Below are 19,576 nucleotides of genomic sequence, written 5' to 3' on the forward strand. Positions count from 1 at the left end.
ATGCCATGGCACAGTTCGACATGCCCGAAGACCGTCTACGCAGCTACCGGCCCGCGATCGCGGAGCCGGAAGACTTCGACAGCTTCTGGACCGCGACGCTCCAGGACGCGCGCGCCCATTCTCTCGATCTCACCGCTACGCCGGTCGACAACGGCCTCGCGCTGATCGACACCCTTGACGTCACCTTCGCCGGCTACGACGGCAACCCGGTCAAGGCATGGCTGCACCTGCCCGTCACCCGCACCGGTGCACTGCCCGCCGTGGTGGAGTACGTCGGATACGGCGGTGGCCGCGGCCTGCCACACGAACGACCGCTGTGGGCCATGGCCGGACATGCGCACTTCATCATGGACACCCGAGGTCAGGGCGCCAAGGGCCCCAGGGGGGACACACCCGATCCGGACCCCGTTGGTGACCCCGCGATCGCGGGCTTCACCACCCGAGGCATCGCCAGTCCGGAAACCTACTACTACCGCCGGGTCTTCACCGACGGGGTCCGGGCCATCGACGCCGTACGGGAACTGTCCGAGGTGGATCCGAGCAGAGTGGCCGTCGCCGGGACCAGCCAGGGCGGTGGAATCGCCACCGCCGTGGCCGGCCTCGTCCCGGGTCTGGTGGCCGCCATGCCCGACGTCCCGTTCCTGGCCGACTTCCCCCGGGCGCTGACCATCACCGACGCCTCGCCGTACGCCGAGATCACCGGCTATCTCAAGGTCCGCCGGGACCAACGCGACCAGGTGATGCGGACGCTCTCGTACTTCGACACGGTCAACCACGCCAAGCGGGCCAGCGCCTCGGCGCTGTACTCCGTCGGGCTGATGGACGCGGCCTGCCCGCCGTCGACCGTGTACGCCTCGTACAACCACTACGCCGGACCGAAGGAGATCCGCGTCTACCCGTTCAACGGGCACGAAGGGGGCCAGGCCTTCCACGAGGTCGAAAAGCTGAGGTTCGCCGCCAAGCCGCTCACCGGGTGAGCGGGGCACAGCCGACCCGGCGGCGACCGGACCCACGTCACCATCAACAACAGCACCGCGGAAGAGGAGCCGGCATGCAGCCGCAGCACAATCATCGATGGTTGCGCTGGCCATCGGACCCGTCCCGGAGCCGCCTCGCGTTCGGCGCCGACTACAACCCCGAGCAGTGGCCACGCCACATCTGGGACGCGGACGTCCGGGCCATGCAGGTGGCCGGCGTGAACATCGTCTCCTTGGGGATCTTCTCCTGGGCCCGGATCCAGCCGCAGGTGGACGTGTGGGACTTCGGGTGGCTCGACGACGTCATGGACCTGCTGCACGCCCACGGCATCGCCGTCGACCTGGCCACCGCGACCGCGTCCCCGCCGCCCTGGCTGACCACGACGCACCCGGAGATCCTGCCCGTCGACGGAGACGGCCGCACCATCTGGCCCGGCGCCCGGCAGCACTGGCGGCCGACCTCGCCGATCTTCCGACTGCATGCGCTCCGCCTGACCCGCGCACTCGCCGAGCGGTACCGCGACCACCCGGCGCTGACCGCTTGGCATGTCAACAACGAACTGGGCGGTGACAACGCCTACGACTACTCCGACGACGCCGCGACCGCGTTCCGGGACTGGCTGCGCCGCCGGTACGGCAGCCTGGACGCCCTCAACCGGGCCTGGGCGACCACGTTCTGGTCGCAGCAGTACGGCGACTGGGCGCAGATCCTGCCACCACGGCGGGCGACCACGCACCTCAACCCGACGCAGCAACTGGACTTCAAACGGTTCTCCTCCGACGCGCTCAAGGACCACCTGCGCGCCGAACGGTCCGTGCTGTACGAAGTGACCCCGGACGTACCCGTCACCACCAACTTCATGGTCATGGGCTGGTCCAAGGCGCTCAACTACGCCGACTGGGCCGCCGAGGTCGACTTCGTCGCCAACGACCACTACACGACGCCGGGCCCGCAGGCGCACGACGAACTGTCGTTCTCCGCCAACCTCACCTCGAACCTGGCCGGCGGGCGGCCGTGGTATCTCATGGAGCACTCCACCAGCGCGCTCAACTGGCAGCCGATCAACGTCGCCAAGGGGCCCGGCGAGATGGCCCGCGACTCGCTCACGCACGTCGCCCACGGCGCGGACGCGGTCTGCTTCTTCCAATGGCGTCAGTCCGCGGCGGGCGCGGAGAAGTACCACTCGGCGATGCTGCCCCACGCCGGCGTCGACAGCACCATCTTCCGCGCCGTCACCGATCTCGGTGCCACGCTGCGCGATCTCGCCGAGGTGGCCGGCACCACGCGCCGGCCGGCCGACGCGGCCATCGTCTTCGACTGGGAGTCCTGGTGGACGGCCGAGCACGACGCGCACCCCAGTGACCGGCTCCGCTACCGGCAGGAGGCCCTCGACTGGTACACGGCCTTTCTCGAACTCGGTATCCGCGCCGACGTGGTCCCCGTCGACGCGCCGCTGCATCGCTACGGTCTGCTCGTCGCCCCGATGCTGCATGTCGTGCCCGGAGCGCTCGCCGACCGGCTACGCGGCTACGTCGCCGACGGCGGCCACCTCGTTACCACCTACTTCTCCGGCATCGTCGACGAGCACGACCACGTCTGGCTCGGCGGATACCCGGGAGCCCTGCGCGATCTGCTCGGCATCAGGATCGAGGAGTTCGCCCCCCTGCCCGACGAGCAGAGCGTCGAGCTCGACAACGGCACGGTGGGCACCCTGTGGACCGACCGCATCGACCTCACGGACCCCGCGACCGAAGTCCTGGCCCGGTACGGCCAGGGCGGCCAGACCGGCCGGCCGGCCATCACCCGTCGGGCCGTCGGTTCCGGATCCGCCGCCTACGTCTCCACCCGCCTGCGGCCCGCCGGGCTCACCGTCGTCCTGGCCGACCTGGCGAAGCGGGCCGGTCTCGACAGCGAACTCCCGCCGGGCCTGCGCGGTCGCGTCGAACTGGCCGTACGCGGACCGTACTGGTTCCTGATCAACCGTACTGGGCAGCCCCTCGACATCTCCGCCGTCGACGGTGAACGGCTCGGTTCCGGGAACGACGTCCTGGCGCCGCGCGCCGTGGCGGTCCTGCGCCGCGCCACGGTCCCGGACTCGGCCGACACGTGATGGTCACCTGGCCCTCGGCGTCCCGGACGTCGCGGAACGTACGGCCGTGGACCTGGCCACCAGCCGGCAGACGCCGCCCGTTCGGGCTGCCCGGGTCACTCGACGCCGGCCAATCCGGCATGAATCCGGTGGCGGGGTGGACCAACCGTTGCGAGACTCGGTGCCGTGCCTGAGCCGGACCGCTTCCGAGCCGCCGTACACCTGTGGGCGGCCGGCGGCCCCGATGCCGCGACGGCCGCCGCAGCCGCCCGGGAGTCGGCGGCCGGCCTGCGTACGGTCGTCCTCGTCGAGGGGGTCAGCGACCAGCGCGCGGTGGAGGCCCTGGCGGAGCGACGGCACCGTGACCTCGCCGGTGAGGGTGTCTGCGTGGTGCCGCTCGGCGGCGCGATGAGCGTCGGCCGGTACCTGCGGCTGTTCGGGTCGCAGGGCCTCGCCGTCGCGGTACGGGGGCTGTGCGACGAGGCCGAGGAGGGCTTCTTCCGCCGTGGCCTGGAGCAGGCGGGCTTCGGTGCCGCCCTGGACCGGTCGGCGATGGAGGCGCTCGGTTTCGGGGTCTGCGTTACCGACCTGGAGGACGAGCTGATCCGCGCCCTGGGCAGCGACGGCGTGCGGCGGGTCATCGCGGACCAGCGGGATCTGGCGCGGTTCCGGGTCTTCCAGAACCAGCCCGCCCAACGTGGCCGGTCGATCGAGCGGCAACTGCGTCGTTTTCTGGGCACCATGAGCGGGCGCAAGGCGCGCTACGCCGAGGCGCTCGTGCGGGCGCTCGACCCGGATCGGGTGCCGCGCCCGCTGGACCGGCTGCTCGCCGACTGAGTCTCAGGCCGGCACGACCGGCAGGTCCAACACCTCGTCGACCTCCCGGCGCGGGGTGGGTCGGCCCGGCTGGCCGTACCCGACGCGCAGCACCATCTGCGGGGTGCCGAACCGCCCCAGCGACACGCGTAGCTGCTCCCGCGCCGTCGGCACCTCGATCGGCTGGGACAACATCGACACGCCCAACCCGGCGTCGACGGCGGTGAGCAGCACCCGTTGCAGGGCCTGACCGGCGACCACCTGGTCGATGGCGGTGTTACCGACCGAGCCGAGCACCCCGACCAGCGGCTCGGGTTCGAAGTCCCGCCCCGGCGCGCGGTCGCGACCGCCGAAGCCGCGCGTCGGCAGCACATCCTGTGGCTCGTGCTGCGGGCCGCCGGCCGAGGTGGGTACGCCGTCCGGCGCGGACTCGTGACGCAGCCACTGTTCCCGCTCGGCGCGGTACGCCGGGTCGCGTTCCAGCACCCGGTGCGCGCCACGGGCGATCTCGCCGAACGCGTTCACGGCGCTCACCCCGACCAGTAGCTCCAGCCAGCACCCCTCGGCGCGGGCCGCGTCGCCGAGCCGCCAGCGGGCGTCGGACGGCACCGGGTCCGGCCAGAACGGCAGCCGGTTGCTGAACCGGCGGGGGATGGCCGTGTGCAGGCTCTGCTCGGTGGGGCTGGGCCGGCGCGGGAGGTCCGGCACCAGTCGGGCCAGCAGATCCGGCTCGGCCGGGTCCGGACGCAGTCGCACCCGGGCGGGGACGCCGGCCACGGCCAACGCGATCCGCAGGTTGAACAGGGCCGCGCCGCAGGCGACCCGTACGCCCCAGCCGCTGGGGTCGGTCTCCGGCAGCCGACGTGACGGGTCGGCCAGCACCTCGATCCCGCCGGCACGCAGCCGGAACCGCCACGGCTGCGTGTTGTGCAGCGACGGCGCCCGGACCGCGCTGTCGGCGGCGGTCCGCAGGTGGTTCGCGGTGTAGCCGATGTCCATGGCGGTGCTCCTTTCCCTGGGCCGGTCGTCGAGCCGCGACGGCTGGCACACCCTCACGGTCCGCCGATCGGGCGGCGGCGAGCAGGGCCGGACGTCCCGACCCACCGGGCCCGACCGCCCCATCGACGGTCGGTCCCTCCGTTCGGGACCTTCGGCCCGTGCACCCGTCGTGCGGCGCGGGTAGAAACGAGGGATGATCCGCGTCTTCCTCCTCGACGACCACGAGGTCGTCCGCCGTGGCCTGGCCGACCTGCTGCAGAGCAGCGGCGACATCGAGGTGGTCGGTGAGTCCGGCTCCGCGCAGGAGGCGTCGCGTCGCATCCCGGCGCTGCGGCCGGACGTGGCGATCCTCGACGCCCGGCTGCCCGACGGCAACGGCATCGACGTGTGCCGCGACGTCCGGGCCGTCGACTCGTCCATCAAGGGCCTGATCCTGACCTCGTACGAGGACGACGAGGCGCTGTTCGCCGCGATCATGGCGGGTGCCGCCGGGTACGTGCTCAAGCAGATCCGCGGCACCGATCTGGTCGACGCGGTGCGCCGGGTGGCGGCCGGGCAGTCCCTGCTCGATCCGGCGATCACCACGCGGGTGCTGGACCGCATCCGCAACGGCGTCGAGCAGCCGCGCGAGTTGAAGTCGCTCACCGAGCAGGAGCGGCGGATCCTGGAGTACGTGGCCGAGGGGCTGACCAACCGGGAGATCGCGGGAAGGATGTTCCTCGCCGAGAAGACGGTGAAGAACTACGTGTCCAGCGTGCTGGCCAAGCTGGGCCTGGAGCGCCGCACCCAAGCGGCGGTCCTGGCCACCCGCCTGCTCGGCAAGACCCCCTGAGCCGCCCCCATTCTCGCGATCTTGCACTTTCTGCGCCGACAAACCCGACCTTGCTCCTCATATCGTCCACCGAAAGTGCAAGATCGGCGCGGTCGGAGGACTGGCGTCGGTCAGTCGCGCAGGGGCACTGACCAGTGCAGCTCGGTTCCGTGGGGGTCGGCGGGGCGGATCGTGAAGGCGCCGTTGCGGCGGTCGGCGCGTTCGCGGAGGTTGACCAGGCCGCCTCGGGCCGCACTCGGGTCGCAGCCCACCCCGTCGTCGGTGACCGTCACGCTCACCTGCTCGCCCTCGACGCGTACGGCCACGTCGACGCGGGTGGCCCGCGCGTGGCGGACCGTGTTGGACAGCGCCTCGCGCAGCACGGCGGCCAGCTCCGGGCGGATGGTGTCGGGGACGGCACTGTCCACCGGGCCGGTCAGCTTCAGGTGCGGCTTGAAACCCAGGGATTCGGCGGCCAGCTCGACCGCCTCGCGGATCTCGGTACGCAGCGCTGCGGTCATCGGTGTCCGCAGCTCGAAGATGGTCCGCCGGATGTCGCGGATGGTGTCGTCGAGGTCGTCGACGGCCGCGTTGATCCGTTTGGCGACCTCGGGGCGGGCCATCATCGGCGCGGCGCTCTGCAACTGCAGGCCGGTGGCGAAGAGCCGCTGGATCACCACGTCGTGCAGGTCCCGGGCGATCCGCTCGCGGTCCTCCAGGACCACCAACAGCTCGCGCTCCTCCTGACCACGCGCCCGTTCCATGGCCAGCGCCGCCTGACCGGCGAAGCTGCCCAGCAGCGCCACGTCCTCTTCGCTGGCGCCGCCGCCGCGCTCGGGCCGGTGCGCCACGATCAGCACGCCGTGCAGAGTGTCGGCGGTGGCCAGCGGCGAGACGATCGCGGGCCCGGTGTGCAGCAGCGCCGGCCACGGCGCGGCGTGGGCCAGGTCGTCCACCTGGTCGTGCCGGCCCTCGGCGACGGCCGCCCCGAAGCTGGTGTCGGCGGCCGGCAGGACCGCGCCGACCAGCGCGCGGGCCTGCTCGTCGACGCCGTCGACGACCTCCACGGTGAACTGCGCGGACTCGCTGTCGTGCAGCAGCACCAGCGCCAGCTCCGCCTCGGCGACCTCCCGGGCCCGTCGGGCGACCAGCGCCAACGCGTCGGTGCGGCGTACCTCGCCGAGCAGCACAGTGGTGATCTCGGCGGTCGCGGCGAGCCAGCGTTCCCGCCGGTGGGCCAGGGCGTACAGGCGGGCGTTCTCGATGGCCACGCCGGCGGCGGCGGCGAGCGCGACGACGATCTCCTCGTCGTCCTCGGTGAACTGCGCGCCGCCCTGCTTCTCGGCCAGGTAGAGGTTGCCGAACACCTGGTCCCGGATGAGTACCGGCACGCCCAGGAAGCTGTGCATGGGCGGGTGGTTGGCGGGGAAGCCGTAGGAGCGCGGGTGCTGGGTGATGTCCGGCATGCGCAGCGGGCGCGGATCGTCGATGAGCAGGCCGAGCACACCCCGCCCGTGCGGCAGGTCGCCGATCTGCGCGTGCTGCTCGGGCGTGATGCCGTGCACGATGAAGTCGTGCAGCAACCGGTCCGGGCCGACCACGCCCAGCGCGCCGTACTGGGCGCCGACCAGCTCGCAGGCCGCCTGCACGATGCGCCGCAGGGTGGTGCGCAGATCCAGGTTGGTGCCGATGCCGACGACCGCGTCGAGCAGCGCCCGCAGCCGCTCCCGGCTGGTCATCACCTCGCCGACCCGGTCCAGCATCTCCTGGAGCAGTTCGTCGAGGCGAACCCGCGACAGCGGGCTCAGCCCGAGCGACGGCGTCACCGGGGTTTCCGGGCGAGGCTGCGGGACGCTGCTGGTCACCGCGCGATCGTAGCGTCGACCGGCGGCGACGATCGACCCGTCAGGCCTGGTCGCCGCGCACCGCCGAGGTGTCGACCACCTGCTCGCTGGCCAGTCGCGGGGTGTGCGGCGGCCCCGCGTGCGCCGGGTCCGCGATCCCCAGGCGCAGCACGAGGTACGGGAAGCCGATGCCGGCGAGCACCTGACGCAGTGTCTGCCGGGTTCCCGGGACCTCGACGACCGCGCTGAGGGGTACCACCGACACGCCGAGCCGGGTCGCGGTCAGCCAGGCGGCGGAGAGGGCTTCACCGGCACGGAGCCAGCTGTCCCGGTCGTCCTCGTCGCCGTGCAGCAGCGCGTACACCGCCATCCGGTCGTGGCCGGGACCGATCGGCAGGCTGCCGGGGCGGCCGAAGTCGCGGCCCGGCACGGTGGTCTGTGGCGGCTCCGCGGGGAGCACGTCGGCGGGCAGGCCGGTGCCGGTCTCGGCGCGGCTCGTCCAGTACGCCATCTCGGCGCGCAGCTCCGGGTCCTCGGCCTCGACCGCGCCGGCGTGCCCGGCCGTGGCGGCCAGCTCCAGCACCTGGTCGCGGTCGAGGATCTGCAGGCGGCTGCCCTCGGCGGTGACCGCCCGGGTGATCTCCCCCATCGCGTCGGTGGGCACCGGCTCGTCGCTGACCGGCCGTCGGTCGGTGTGCCGCACCGACATGCACTGCACGAGGCGCATGGCGTCCGGATCGGCCTCGGTCCGGCTCAGGTCGGTCAGACGGGCCACCAGGCTCTCCTCGCCCGGGTCGGGCAGGCGGCGCACCACCGCGCGCCAGCCCTCGGCGGCCAGCGCCACCCGGGCGTGGTGCAGGGCGGCGCCGCAGCTGACCGCCAGCAGTCGCCCTTCCGGGTCGCCGGCCGCGAGCTGCCGGTCGGCGACCGTGTGCAGTTCCAGCGAGTCGGGGAGTACCCGCCAACGCCAGGGCTGCGTGTTGTGCACCGAGGGGGCGTGGCCGGCGGTGGCAGCGGCCTCCGCCAGCGCGGTGGTCAGCGAACTTTCCTGACTCATCGTCACGACCTTTCCGTCTCGACCATCGTGCCCAACCTTCGACTTGTAAGGAGGGTGCCCTTCCTATACACCAGGCGTTAGAAAGGGGCCCTTCCTTAGCGCGGTGTGTTGCCGTTTCATCGTGCGCTTTGCTGGGCGGTGTGCCGGAGGGTCGGGCGTCAACGCTCCCGGACGACGGCGACCGGGCAGCCGGCGTGCTGGATGACCTGCTGGCTGACCGAGCCGAGCAGCATCCCGGCCAGCCCGCCCCGTCCCCGGCTGCCGACCACCACCAACTGGGCCGACCGGCTCGCCTCGATCAGCGTCGCCGCCGGACTGCCCCCGACGAGGTCGACCGCGACCTCCAGCTCGGGGAACGTCCGCCGCCAGGGTTCGACCGCCTCCTCGACGGCCGCCCGCTCGTCGGGCGTCCCGGCCGCCCCACCCGGGCCGGGCGTCCAGGCGTGCAGCACGCGCAGCGGTACCCGTCGTTGGGTTGCCCGCTCGGCCGCGAAGCCGAGTGCCACCAGCGACGGCTCGGAGGCGTCCACCCCGACCGTCACGGGGTCGGCCGGGCCGTGGGCCGCGCCGTCGCGGACGATGACGACGGGACAGTGGGCGTGCGCGGCGACCGCCACCGCCGTCGAGCCGGCCAGCAGCCCGCCGAACCCGCCGTGGCCCCGGCTGCCGAGCACCAGCATCCCCGCGTCGGTGGAGCGTTCCTGCAACACGAGGGCGGGCGGTCCGTCGTACACCTCGCCGGTGACCGTCAGGCCGGGATGCGCGGTGGCGGCGTCCGCGGCGGCCTTGCGGACCAGCTCGTCCACCTGCCGCCGGGCGGTGTCGTCCGGCCAGATGCCGGGCGCCACGCCCGGACCGACCCAACTGGCCACGGTCAGCCATTCGAAGATGTACGCCAGCCGCACCGGCTGACCGCTGCGCTCGGCCTCGGCCAACGCCCAGTCAAGGGCCACCGACGCGTCGGTCGAGCCGTCGTAGCCGACCAGAATCTCCGCGTCCCGCACGTCGTCCTCCTTCAGGGGTTGGTCGGGTCGGTCTCGCGGACCCACCGCCACTCGGCGACCTGTGGGTCGTCCTCGCCGTACCGGCGGGTGTAGTCGCGGGCCGCCTGTCGGGCGTCGACCATCTGCTGGCGTAGGTGCGCGGCGCGCGCGCCCAGCCCCGGCACCCGGTCGATGACGTCGATGACCAGGTGGAACCGGTCCAGGTCGTTGAGCATCACCATGTCGAACGGGGTGGTGGTGGTGCCCTCCTCCTTGTAGCCGCGTACGTGCAGGTTCTCGTGGTTGGACCGGCGGTAGGTCAGGCGGTGGATGAGCCAGGGGTAGCCGTGGTAGGCGAAGATGACCGGTCGGTCCGGGGTGAAGATGGTGTCGAACTCCTTGTCGGGCAGGCCGTGCGGGTGTTCGGTGTCCGGTTGCAGGCGCATCAGGTCGACGACGTTGACCAGGCGGACCTTCAGCTCCGGCAGGTGCTGGCGCAGCAGGTCGGCGGCGGCCAGCGTCTCCAGGGTGGGCACGTCGCCGCAGCAGGCGAGGACGACGTCCGGCTCGCTGTCGTCGTCGGTGCTGGCCCACTCCCAGATGCCGAGGCCGCGGCGGGTGTGCTGGATCGCCTCGTCGACGGTGAGCCAGCTGGGCGCCGGCTGCTTGCCGGCCACGACCACGTTGATGTAGTGCCGGCTGCGCAGGCAGTGGTCCATGGTGGCGAGCAGGGTGTTGGCGTCCGGCGGCAGGTAGACGCGGACCACCTCGGCCTTCTTGTTGACCACGTGGTCGATGAAGCCCGGGTCCTGGTGGGAGAAGCCGTTGTGGTCCTGCCGCCAGACGTGGCTGGACAGCAGGTAGTTCAGCGAGGCGATCGGCTGTCGCCAGGGGATGGCCCGGGTCACCTTCAGCCATTTGGCGTGCTGGTTGAGCATCGAGTCGACGATGTGGATGAACGCCTCGTAGCTCGTGAACACCCCGTGCCGGCCGGCCAGCAGGTAACCCTCCAGCCAGCCCTGGCACAGGTGCTCGGACAGCACCTCCATGACCCGGCCGTCCGGGGAGAGGTGGTCGTCGCCGGGGACCGTGGCGGCCATCCAGGCGCGGTCGGTCACCTCGAAGGCGGCGCCCAACCGGTTGGACGCGACCTCGTCCGGGCCGAACAGCCGGAACGTCTGCGGGTTGGCGGCGATCACGTCGCGGATCCACGGACCGAGCACCCCGGTCGCGCCGGCCATCGGCTGACCCGGCTCGGGTACGTCCACGCCGTACGCGCCGAAGTCGGGCAGGGCCAGGTCGCGCAGGACCACTCCGCCGTTGGTGACCGGGTTGGCGCTCATCCGCCGGTCACCGCGCGGCGGCAGGGTCCGCAGCTCGTCGACCGGCGCTCCGGTGGCGTCGAACAGCTCCTCCGGTCGGTAGCTGCGTAGCCAGCGCTCCAGCTCGGCCAGGTGCGCCGGGTTGTCACGTACGCCGGACAGCGGCACCTGGTGCGCGCGGTAGGTGCCCTCCACCTCCGTACCGTCGACCTCGTGCGGTCCCGTCCAGCCCTTCGGCGTCCGCAGGATGATCATCGGCCAGCGGGGACGTTCGACGACGCCGCCGGAGCGGGCCCGGCGTTGGATCGTGGCGATCTCGTCCAGCGCCCGGTCCATGGTGGCCGCGAGAGTGCGGTGCACCACGCTCGGGTCGTCGCCGGCCACCACGTACGGCTCGTAACCCGAGCCCCGCATGAGGTCGAGCAGGTCCGCCTCGGGTACCCGGGCCAGCACGGTCGGGTTGGCGATCTTGTAGCCGTTGAGGTGCAGGATGGGCAGCACCGCGCCGTCGCGCGCCGGGTTGAGGAAGACGTTGGAGAGCCAACTGCCGGCCAGTGGGCCGGTCTCCGCCTCACCGTCGCCCACCACGCAGGCGACCACGAGATCCGGGTGGTCGAACGCGGCGCCGTAGGCGTGGCTCAGGGCGTACCCCAGCTCGCCGCCCTCGTGGATCGAACCTGGCACGTCCGCCGCGACGTGGCTGGGGATGCCGCCGGGGAAGGAGAACTGTCGGAACAGCCGGGCCATGCCGGTCTCGTCGCGTGCGACGTCGTGGTAGCGCTCGGACCAGGTGCCCTCCAGCCACGTGTTGGCCACGATGGCCGGGCCGCCGTGCCCGGGGCCGGTGACCAGCATGGCGTTCAGGTCGCGGGCGACGATCACCCGGTTGAGGTGGGCGTAGATCAGGTTGAGCCCGGGGCTGGTGCCCCAGTGCCCGAGCAGCCGGGGCTTGATGTCGTCGGGGGTCAGCGGCTCGCGCAGCAGGGGGTTGCCCAGCAGGTAGATCTGCCCGACGGTGAGGTAGTTCGCGGCCCGCCAGTAGGCGTCCAGCCGGCGCAGCTCGTCGTCGGTGAGTGCGCGCTGCGCGTCGAGAGCGGTGTCCATGATGCTGCCTCTCGCGGGTAGGGGGTGGGTGTTCGCCGTCCAGCCTCGCCGCTGCGGACGTGGTTGGTCAGGGTCGTTGGTCCCGGGTCGGGTGGGCGTCGGGCCCGGTCAGCGGCACCTCGGCGAGGCCGCGTACGACGACGACCGGGGCGGGGGAGTGGTAGAGCAGGGACTGGGCGACCGCGCCGAGCATGGCGCGTCCCGGTTCGTCACCCCGGGCGGCGACCAGCGCCATCTGGGCCGACCGGGACGTGTCGATGAGCACCTGCGCGGGGTCGCCGCGGACGACCCGGCACTCGGTGGGCACTGCGGTGTGCCGGCCGGCGTGCCGGGCCAGCGCCTCGCCGAGCTGCTCGGTGACCGCGTCGGTGTCCTCGTCGCTCTCCACCACCCGCAGGGCCACGAGGCGCGCGCCGCGTCGGGCGGCGCACTCCACGGCCCACCGCAGGGCGAGGTGCGAGCTGGGCGAGCCGTCCACTCCGGCCAGGACCGGTCCCTGCGGCGGCGGTTCGCGGCGGACCACCAGCAGTGGGCAGTTGGCCCGCGCCGCCAACTGCACGGCGGGCGTGTCGGCCGGTACGCACTGACCGCTGCCGGCCATTCCGCTGTCCCCGACGGCCAGCAGGAAGGCCGTCTCGGACCGGCGGATGAGGGTGGGCAGCATGGCGCTCTCGACGATCTCGGCGCGCACGGTCAGGCCTGGTTCGACCTGGTGGGCGAGCTGGGCGGCCCGGGTGATCAGACTCTCGGCGGCGTCGCGGGGCGCGGCCACGGTGTCCGCCGCGAAGGCGGCGTGCCAGTCGAAGGTGTGCACCAGGTGCAGGGGCCGCCCGTGGCCGGCGGCCTCGTGGGCGGCCTGCTCCACGACCGGTAGGTCACCGTCCGAGCCGAGGCCGACCAGCACCTCCGCGTCGGCCGATGCCGCCATCCGATACCACCTCCCGGGCGTCGCGCCCGGCACGACCACGCTGTCCCCGTACCGAGGGTAGTCGGATGACTGCGGCGTGTGGGTGGGATCGACCCATGGGGTACGCGAACCAGGGCTCGCGGTGTCAACGAATGTTGACGAACGCCGTCTGTCAACGTATGTTGACACCCATGAGTCAGGCAACGGAACTCGCGGCGGCAGCCGGCAGCACCGACCCCCGGGTCGGGCTCCGCGCCGTCCGCGCGCTGCGCCGGCTGCTCGAGCGACTCGAGGTGGTCCAGGTGGACAACGCCCGGCGACAGGGCTGGTCCTGGCAGGAGATCGCCGACGCGCTCGAGGTCAGCCGGCAGGCGGTGCACAAGAAGCACGCCGGGCGACCGGCGGTCAACTCATCCTGGGAGGCGTGATGTTCGAACGGTTCACCGATCGGGCGCGAGGCGTGGTGCGGCGGGCGCTCGAGGAGGCCCGGGCCGAGGGCCGGCGGCCGGTCGGCACCGAACACCTGCTGCTCGCCCTGCTCGCCGACGACGACGGCCTGGCCGGCCGGGTGCTGGCCGACGCCGGGGTCCGCGCCGACGACCTGCGCGAGCGGGTCCGGCGGCACACCACGGGCGGGGGCGCCGGCCTCGGCGACGCGGACGCGGCGGCGCTGCGCGAGATCGGCATCGACCTCGCCGCGATCGTGGCCCGCATCGAACAGTCCTTCGGCCCCGACGCGCTGCGCGAGGCGGTGCCGGCCCCGCGTCGCCGCTGGGGGCGTCGCCGCTACCTGGGCGGCCCGTTCTCACCCCGCTCGAAGAAGGCGCTGGAGCTGTCGTTGCGGGAGGCGCTGCGGCTGCGACACAAGCACATCGGCACCGAGCACATCCTGCTCGGGGTGCTGCGTGAGGGCCAGGGACTGGGCGCGCTGGTGCTCACCGAGGCCGGGGTCGACCTCGACGATCTGCGCCGCCGGGTGGAGGCGGCGCTGCGCGCGGCGGCGTGACGGGCACCCGCGCGTTGAAACCTGTCTGTGGCACTTCCGACGCCTGCGGTTCGCCGGGTCGCTGACAGCGGCCCGGTGCTGCACACTGACGCCGTGGATGCTGGACAGGACAGGCGCCCCTCAGGTGGCGACGGCGGGCTGCGCTCCGCCGTGGTGGTCAACCCGGCGAAGGTCACCGATCTCGACGAGCTGCGCCGCACCGTGAACGACGCGCTCGCCGCCGCCGGGTGGCCCGAGCCGCGGTGGTTCGAGACGACCGTCGACGACCCGGGCCGGGGCCAGACCGAACAGGCCGTCAAGGACGGCGTCGACCTGGTCTTCGCCTGCGGCGGCGACGGCACCGTGATGTCCTGCGTCAGCGCGCTTGTCGGCACCGACGTGGCCCTCGCCGTTCTGCCGCAGGGCACCGGCAACCTGCTCGCCGCCAACCTCGGCCTCTCCACCGACCTCCCGGCGGGCCTCCAGGTCGCCGTCGAACGCGGTCGGCGGCTGCTCGACGTCGGCGCGGTGGAGGACCAGTACTTCACCGTGATGGCCGGCATGGGTTTCGACGCCCAGATGCTCGACGCCACGAACGAGACCACCAAGGCCCGCATCGGCTGGCCGGCGTACGTGATGGGTGCCGTGAAGCACCTGCGGGACCGGCCGATGCGGGTGCAGATCCGCATCGACGACCGGCCGGCGGTGCGCCGCCGGGCCCGCTCGGTGCTGATCGCCAACGTCGGCCGGCTCCAGGGCGGCGTGACCCTGCTGACCGAGGCCGAGCCGGACGACGGTTGGCTCGACGTCGCCGTGCTCACCCCGCGTAACCTGCGGCACTGGCTCGCGCTCGGCTGGGCCGTGGTCCGCCGCAGCGGCCAGGTGCCGCAGATGGAGGTCTTCCGCGGCCGGACGGTGGTGGTCAGCAGCAACCGCCCGCAGCCACGGGAGCTGGACGGCGACCTCATCGCCCCCGGACGGCGGCTCCGCGCCGAGATCCGGCCGCAGGCGTTGTGGCTCTGCGTTCCGCAGCCCGAGGACGCTCCCGACCTGTCCGTCGACGCACAGGGCGCCGGGGAGCGGGGCGAGCAGCTGATCGAGGAAGCGCGCCGTGAGTAGCACCCGGATCGTGCCGGAGACCCGGCTGATGGCCGACGAGGAGCTGTCGGCCGACGACGCCTGGCGCACACTGCGCCGCAAGGGCGGCTGGCACCTGCTGCGGGACGCGTTCATCCGGTTCCGCTACGGCGACGGGTTCAGCCACTCCCGCGCGTTCGCGTTGCAGCTCTGCCTGGCCGTGGTGCCGTTCCTCATCGCGCTCACCGGTCTGATCAGCGAGCTGGGCGTCGAGGAGGGCGGCCGGGTCGTCGCCGACACCGTGCTGGCGCTCACCCCCGGCCAGAGCGCCGAGGTGGTCGGCGAACTGCTCGGCGAGGGTGAACGCGTCGAGGACGCGGGGGAGTTGGCGCTCACCCTGGGTCTGCTCACCGGTCTGGTCGCGCTGACCACCACGATGGCCCAGATCGAGCGGGGCGCCAACCGCATCTACGGTGTCGAGCGGGACCGCCCGGCGTTGTGGAAGTACCTGCGGGCGGCCGTCCTGGCGGTCACCGCCGGTCTGCCCGCGCTGGCCGGCTTCCTGATCCTCGTCGGCGGCGGGGCGATGGGCGACTCGGTGCGCGAGCACTACGAGTGGGGCGAGACCGCCAACATCATCTGGAACGTGATCCGGTTTCCGTTGAGCCTCGGCCTGACCGTGCTCGCCGTGGCGGTGCTGTTCCGGCACGCGCCGCGCCGCAACCAGCCCGGCCTGTCGTGGCTGTTCTTCGGCGCCGGCATAGCCACCGCCCTGTGGTGGCTGGCCAGCCTGCTGCTGGCCGCGTACGTCAAGTTCAGCGAGGGCTTCGGGCAGACGTACGGCGCGCTGACCGGCATGATGGCGCTGCTGCTGTGGGCCAACCTGACCGGCATGGCGCTCTTCGGCGGGCTGGCCTTCGCCGCCCAGTTGGAGGCGCTGCGGATCGGCGTGCAGGAGCCGGCGCAGCCCGACCTGTGGGAGCCGGAGGCCGACCGCGCCGAGTTGTTCGACACCGGTGACATGACCGCGCTCTGAGCGCGTCCGGGTGTACGCCGGACGCGGATCGGGTACCTCGCCTCGCCAGGTACGACAAGGGAGGTGCGGGGTGACCGCGGTCAAAGATGTGACTCGGCGTCCGATCGGTCACTTCGCCGAACGGAGCATCGCCGGTCTGGTCGCCGTCATCGGCGCCGGTGCGGCGTTCGGACTGTTGCTGTTGCTCGTCCGCTTCCGGTGGAGCCCGTTGCAGGACGCCGACCACGAGCTAGCCGAGTGGTTCAACTCGCTCGTCGCCCCACACCACGCGCTGGTGACCGTGCTCCAGGCGGTGACCGACCTGGGTGGCCGGCCGATCCTCATCTGGCTGGTCGCGATCCCCGCGATCGGTCTGCTGATCCGGCGGCAGCCCCGGCTGGCCGTCTACCTGATCGTCACCGGGGTCGGCGGGCTGATCCTCGACCCGTCGCTCAAGGCGCTCGTCGGTCGACTCCGCCCGGTGGTGGACGTCCCGGTGGCCAGCGCGCCCGGCAACAGCTTCCCGAGCGGGCACGCGCTCGGCTCCATCGTCGCGTACGGGGCGCTGCTGCTGGTGTTCCTGCCGGCGATGGCGCCCCGCTGGCGCAAGCCCGCGATCGTCGGCGTCGGCGTGCTGGTGGCGCTGATCGGGTTGACCCGGATCGCGCTGGGCGTGCACTTCGTCTCCGACGTGCTGGGCGCCTGGCTGCTCGGTGCCGCCTGGCTGGGCGTCACCGCGTACGCCTTCCGGCTGTGGCGGCGCGAGCGCGGCAAGCCGGTGCCGCCGCTGACCGAGGGCCTGGAGCCGGAGGCGGGGCACGACATCGCCATCGCCCCGGCCGAGGAGCATGTGCTGGCGCATCCCCGCTCGGCGGTGGCCGAACTGCTGGTCGGCTGGGTGCTGGTGTTCGGCGCGCTGTACGGCTTTGGCACGTTCGTCAGCTACCACGCCAAGGGCACCTTCTTCGCGACCCTGGACACCGAGGTCCCCCGCTGGTTCGCCGACCGGCACACCGACGTGCTGACCGACGTGAGCTGGTGGTGGAGCAAGTTCGGGGACACCCACGCCATCCTGCTCATCTCGCTGGTGTTCTGCCCGCTGGTGCTCGCGGTGTGGCGGCGGTGGCGGCCCGTGCTGTTCGTGGTGCTGGCGATGGTCGGTGAGCTGACCCTCTTCCTCGCCTCGGCGCACGTGGTCGGCCGGCCGCGTCCGCCGGTGGAGAACCTGGACGGGCAGATGCCGACCTCCTCGTTCCCGTCCGGGCACATCGCGGCCACGATCTGCGTCTGGCTGGCGATCACGCTGATCGTGTTCCCGCGTACCGACCGCTGGTGGCGGTGGATTTTCGTGGCGCTGGCCGTGATCATGCCGGCCGGGGTCGCGATCTCCCGGATGTACCGGGGGATGCACCACCCGACCGACTTCATGGGCGCGATCCTGCTCTCGGCGCTCTGGATCGGCCTGCTGTACCTCGTGATCCGCCCCAACGCCGACCTGGCCGAGGGCAACCAACCGGCCATCGAGTCGGAGGACGTGGACACCCTCGACGACGAGCTGGCGCGGGCCGGCCGACCCGACTGAGCACCGCGATGCTTCGGGTGATGACCTGGAACATCCGTACCGGCGGCCGGGGTGGCGGCTCCGACCGGCTGGACCGGGTGGTCCAGGTCGTCGACCAGCAGGCGCCGGACGTGCTGGTGTTGCAGGAGCTGCGCGGCTTCGACCGGGCGGGACTGATGGCCACCATCGCGGACCGGGTCGGGATGACGCCCCACCTGGCCCGGTCCTGCTTCGGGCAGCCGGTGGCGGTGCTGGTCCGGCCGCCGTACCGGGCGCTCGCCGCGGGGCCCCTGCGTCGGCCGTTCCACCACGCCGCCGCCCGCGTCGAGGTGTCCACCCCGGCCGGGCCGCTCACCGTGCTCGGCACCCACCTGTACCCGTACTCCGGAGGCCGCCGACGGATGGAGGTCGACTGGCTGGTCGCTGCCCTGCGCCGCGCCCCCGGGCCGCTGACCCTGCTCGCGGGTGATCTCAACTCGCTCGATCCGACGGTTGACCACACCGCCCGTCTGGACGGACTGCCCGCTCTCTACAAGCGACGGCACCTCCGTCGGCGCGGCGGTGCCGTGGACACCCGCGCGGTCGCCCGGCTGCTCGCCGCCGACCTGGTCGACCTGTGGCCGTCCGCCAACGCCGACGCACCGGAGGCCGCGGGTCTGACCGTCCCCACCCGGTTCGGCGGCGCGGAGTTCGCCGGGATGCGCCTGGACTACCTGTTGGGCAGCCGAGCGGTGGCCGAGCGGGTGCGGAGCTGCCGGGTGATCCGCGACGCGACGACGGACACAGCCTCCGACCACTATCCGCTGCTGGCCACCATCGACCTGTGACCGCGCCGGGGGCCCCGGCGGATGGCGTTGCCGGGCTACCGTGCCCACCGTGACCGACCGCCCCACCCTTCGTCCGCCGCCGGCCGCGCCGTCGATCGACCGGCCGGCCGCGCCGACGGTGACGCTCGCGGCCCGAGCTCCGTCGGCGGTGGGCACGACCGAGCCGGACACCGTCGCGCTGCCGCTCGTCGCGGCCGTCGCGCGCGGTGTCGCGCTGGTCTTCGTGCTGCCGGTACGCCTGCTCTGGGAGCTGATCGCGGCTGCCGGCCGGCTGCTGGGCCGGTACCTGCTCACCCCGGTTGGACGGTTCCTGCGCGACTGGCTGGTGGCCCCGTTGGTCTGGGCCCTGGACCGGCTGGTGTGGCGTCCGCTGCTCTGGTGCGCCGACCATCTGCTGTGGCGTCCCCTGCGCTGGGTGACCCGCAATCTCGTCTGGGTGCCCCTGGTGTGGCTGGGGCGCGGTGTCGCGTGGGTGGCCCGCAATCTCGTCTGGGTGCCCCTGGTGTGGCTGGGACGGGGTGTGGCGTGGGTGGCCCGCACGCTTGTCTGGCTGCCGCTGGTGTGGCTGGCGTACGCCTTCGCCGGGGCGGTCCGCACGATCCTCTGGACGCCGCTGGTGTGGTTGGCCCGCCACGGGCTGCGCCCACCTCTGGTGGCCCTGGGCCGGGCGCTGGTCTGGCTGGCCGAGCACCTGGTCGTGCGGCCGCTGCGCTGGCTGGGCGTGGCCCTCGCCCCCGCCGGACGGCTGCTGTGGCGCGGCGTCGCCGTGCTCGCCGGGGCGGTGGGCGCCTTGCTCGTCGCGCTGGCGCGGGCGGTCCGGTGGGTCGTGGTCGGCCTGGCGCGGGGAGTCTGGTGGCTCGTCGTCGGGTTCGGCCGGCTGGTCGTGGCCGCGCTGGTGGGGGCGTGGCGGACCGCCGGCTGGCTGCTGCGGTGGGTCTACCGACTGCTGCTGCGCCCGGTCGGGCTGGGGCTGCGCTGGCTGTGGCGGCACACCGTACGTCCGCTGCTGTCGGGCATCCGCTGGGTCTGGTCGGTGACGGTCGTGCCGGCGGCGCGTGGCCTGCGCGCGGTTTGGCGGGCCACCGTCACGCCGGCGGCCCGGTGGACCCGGCGTGCGGTGCTCGACCCGGCCCGGGTGGCGTCCCGCGAGGTGTTGAGCGCACTGGGTCTGCGCCGCTGACGACGCCTCAGCGCACCAGCT

Annotated in this window: 17 protein-coding genes; 11 read left to right on the top strand and 6 right to left on the bottom strand. The window is 72.9% G+C overall.

Annotated features, from left to right (window positions below; translation table 11 throughout):
- Positions 1 to 5 precede the first annotated feature (5 nt).
- The 3 genes from ACQP03_RS09650 (at position 6) to ACQP03_RS09660 (ending at position 3,904) form a co-directional block, all read left to right on the top strand.
- Positions 6 to 977, top strand: coding sequence for an acetylxylan esterase (locus ACQP03_RS09650; RefSeq protein WP_433460816.1), 972 nt, complete (start codon positions 6 to 8; stop codon positions 975 to 977).
- Positions 978 to 1,051: 74 nt separating this feature from the next.
- On the top strand, positions 1,052 to 3,088 hold the full coding sequence (locus tag ACQP03_RS09655) for a beta-galactosidase (protein WP_357123018.1): 2,037 nt from the start codon (positions 1,052 to 1,054) through the stop codon (positions 3,086 to 3,088).
- A 165-nt stretch (positions 3,089 to 3,253) separates the two neighbouring features.
- Positions 3,254 to 3,904, top strand: coding sequence for a TOPRIM nucleotidyl transferase/hydrolase domain-containing protein (locus tag ACQP03_RS09660; protein WP_357123021.1), 651 nt, complete (start codon positions 3,254 to 3,256; stop codon positions 3,902 to 3,904).
- Between the two features lie 3 nt (positions 3,905 to 3,907).
- Here ACQP03_RS09660 and ACQP03_RS09665 read toward each other — a convergent pair whose 3' ends face one another.
- A complete protein-coding gene (locus ACQP03_RS09665) occupies positions 3,908 to 4,882 on the bottom strand; it encodes an Acg family FMN-binding oxidoreductase (RefSeq protein ID WP_357123024.1) in 975 nt (324 codons plus the stop codon).
- A gap of 193 nt (positions 4,883 to 5,075) precedes the next feature.
- On the opposite strand from ACQP03_RS09665, the gene ACQP03_RS09670 reads away from it, so the two are divergent.
- Complete coding sequence (locus ACQP03_RS09670; protein ID WP_357123027.1) at positions 5,076 to 5,714, top strand: response regulator transcription factor; 639 nt, start codon at positions 5,076 to 5,078, stop codon at positions 5,712 to 5,714.
- A 110-nt stretch (positions 5,715 to 5,824) separates the two neighbouring features.
- Here ACQP03_RS09670 and ACQP03_RS09675 read toward each other — a convergent pair whose 3' ends face one another.
- From ACQP03_RS09675 to ACQP03_RS09695, 5 genes are all read right to left on the bottom strand, one after another.
- Positions 5,825 to 7,501, bottom strand: coding sequence for a GAF domain-containing protein (locus ACQP03_RS09675; protein WP_433461144.1), 1,677 nt, complete (start codon positions 7,499 to 7,501; stop codon positions 5,825 to 5,827).
- A gap of 97 nt (positions 7,502 to 7,598) precedes the next feature.
- Positions 7,599 to 8,594, bottom strand: a complete 996-nt coding sequence (locus tag ACQP03_RS09680; protein WP_363661047.1) for an Acg family FMN-binding oxidoreductase — start codon at positions 8,592 to 8,594, stop codon at positions 7,599 to 7,601.
- A 158-nt stretch (positions 8,595 to 8,752) separates the two neighbouring features.
- Positions 8,753 to 9,598 (bottom strand): universal stress protein, encoded by an 846-nt coding sequence (locus ACQP03_RS09685; protein ID WP_357393392.1) that lies wholly within the window; start codon positions 9,596 to 9,598, stop codon positions 8,753 to 8,755.
- Between the two features lie 11 nt (positions 9,599 to 9,609).
- Positions 9,610 to 12,003, bottom strand: a complete 2,394-nt coding sequence (locus tag ACQP03_RS09690) for a phosphoketolase family protein (protein WP_433460817.1) — start codon at positions 12,001 to 12,003, stop codon at positions 9,610 to 9,612.
- A 67-nt stretch (positions 12,004 to 12,070) separates the two neighbouring features.
- Positions 12,071 to 12,931, bottom strand: coding sequence for a universal stress protein (locus tag ACQP03_RS09695; protein WP_357123040.1), 861 nt, complete (start codon positions 12,929 to 12,931; stop codon positions 12,071 to 12,073).
- Positions 12,932 to 13,101: 170 nt separating this feature from the next.
- Between ACQP03_RS09695 and ACQP03_RS09700 the strand changes: the two genes are divergently transcribed.
- The 7 genes from ACQP03_RS09700 (at position 13,102) to ACQP03_RS09730 (ending at position 19,555) form a co-directional block, all read left to right on the top strand.
- Complete coding sequence (locus tag ACQP03_RS09700; RefSeq protein ID WP_007457155.1) at positions 13,102 to 13,338, top strand: HTH domain-containing protein; 237 nt, start codon at positions 13,102 to 13,104, stop codon at positions 13,336 to 13,338.
- Positions 13,338 to 13,916 carry a Clp protease N-terminal domain-containing protein gene (locus ACQP03_RS09705; protein ID WP_357393424.1) on the top strand — a complete coding sequence of 193 codons (579 nt, stop codon included), beginning with the start codon at positions 13,338 to 13,340 and terminating at the stop codon, positions 13,914 to 13,916. The genes ACQP03_RS09700 and ACQP03_RS09705 overlap by 1 nt, the downstream gene beginning before the upstream one ends.
- 93 nt (positions 13,917 to 14,009) lie before the next feature.
- A complete protein-coding gene (locus ACQP03_RS09710; protein ID WP_357123043.1) occupies positions 14,010 to 15,014 on the top strand; it encodes a diacylglycerol/lipid kinase family protein in 1,005 nt (334 codons plus the stop codon).
- Positions 15,007 to 16,008 carry a YihY/virulence factor BrkB family protein gene (locus ACQP03_RS09715; RefSeq protein ID WP_355051797.1) on the top strand — a complete coding sequence of 334 codons (1,002 nt, stop codon included), beginning with the start codon at positions 15,007 to 15,009 and terminating at the stop codon, positions 16,006 to 16,008. The genes ACQP03_RS09710 and ACQP03_RS09715 overlap by 8 nt, the downstream gene beginning before the upstream one ends.
- 70 nt (positions 16,009 to 16,078) lie before the next feature.
- Complete coding sequence (locus tag ACQP03_RS09720) at positions 16,079 to 17,569, top strand: phosphatase PAP2 family protein (protein ID WP_357171325.1); 1,491 nt, start codon at positions 16,079 to 16,081, stop codon at positions 17,567 to 17,569.
- Between the two features lie 8 nt (positions 17,570 to 17,577).
- Positions 17,578 to 18,375: an endonuclease/exonuclease/phosphatase family protein gene (locus ACQP03_RS09725; protein ID WP_433460818.1), complete on the top strand. Its 798-nt coding sequence runs from the start codon at positions 17,578 to 17,580 to the stop codon at positions 18,373 to 18,375.
- A 49-nt stretch (positions 18,376 to 18,424) separates the two neighbouring features.
- A complete protein-coding gene (locus ACQP03_RS09730; protein ID WP_433460819.1) occupies positions 18,425 to 19,555 on the top strand; it encodes a hypothetical protein in 1,131 nt (376 codons plus the stop codon).
- The last annotated feature ends 21 nt before the right edge of the window (positions 19,556 to 19,576 follow it).

The organism is Micromonospora sp. CA-248212 (assembly GCF_050948405.1).
GTDB lineage: Bacteria > Actinomycetota > Actinomycetes > Mycobacteriales > Micromonosporaceae > Micromonospora.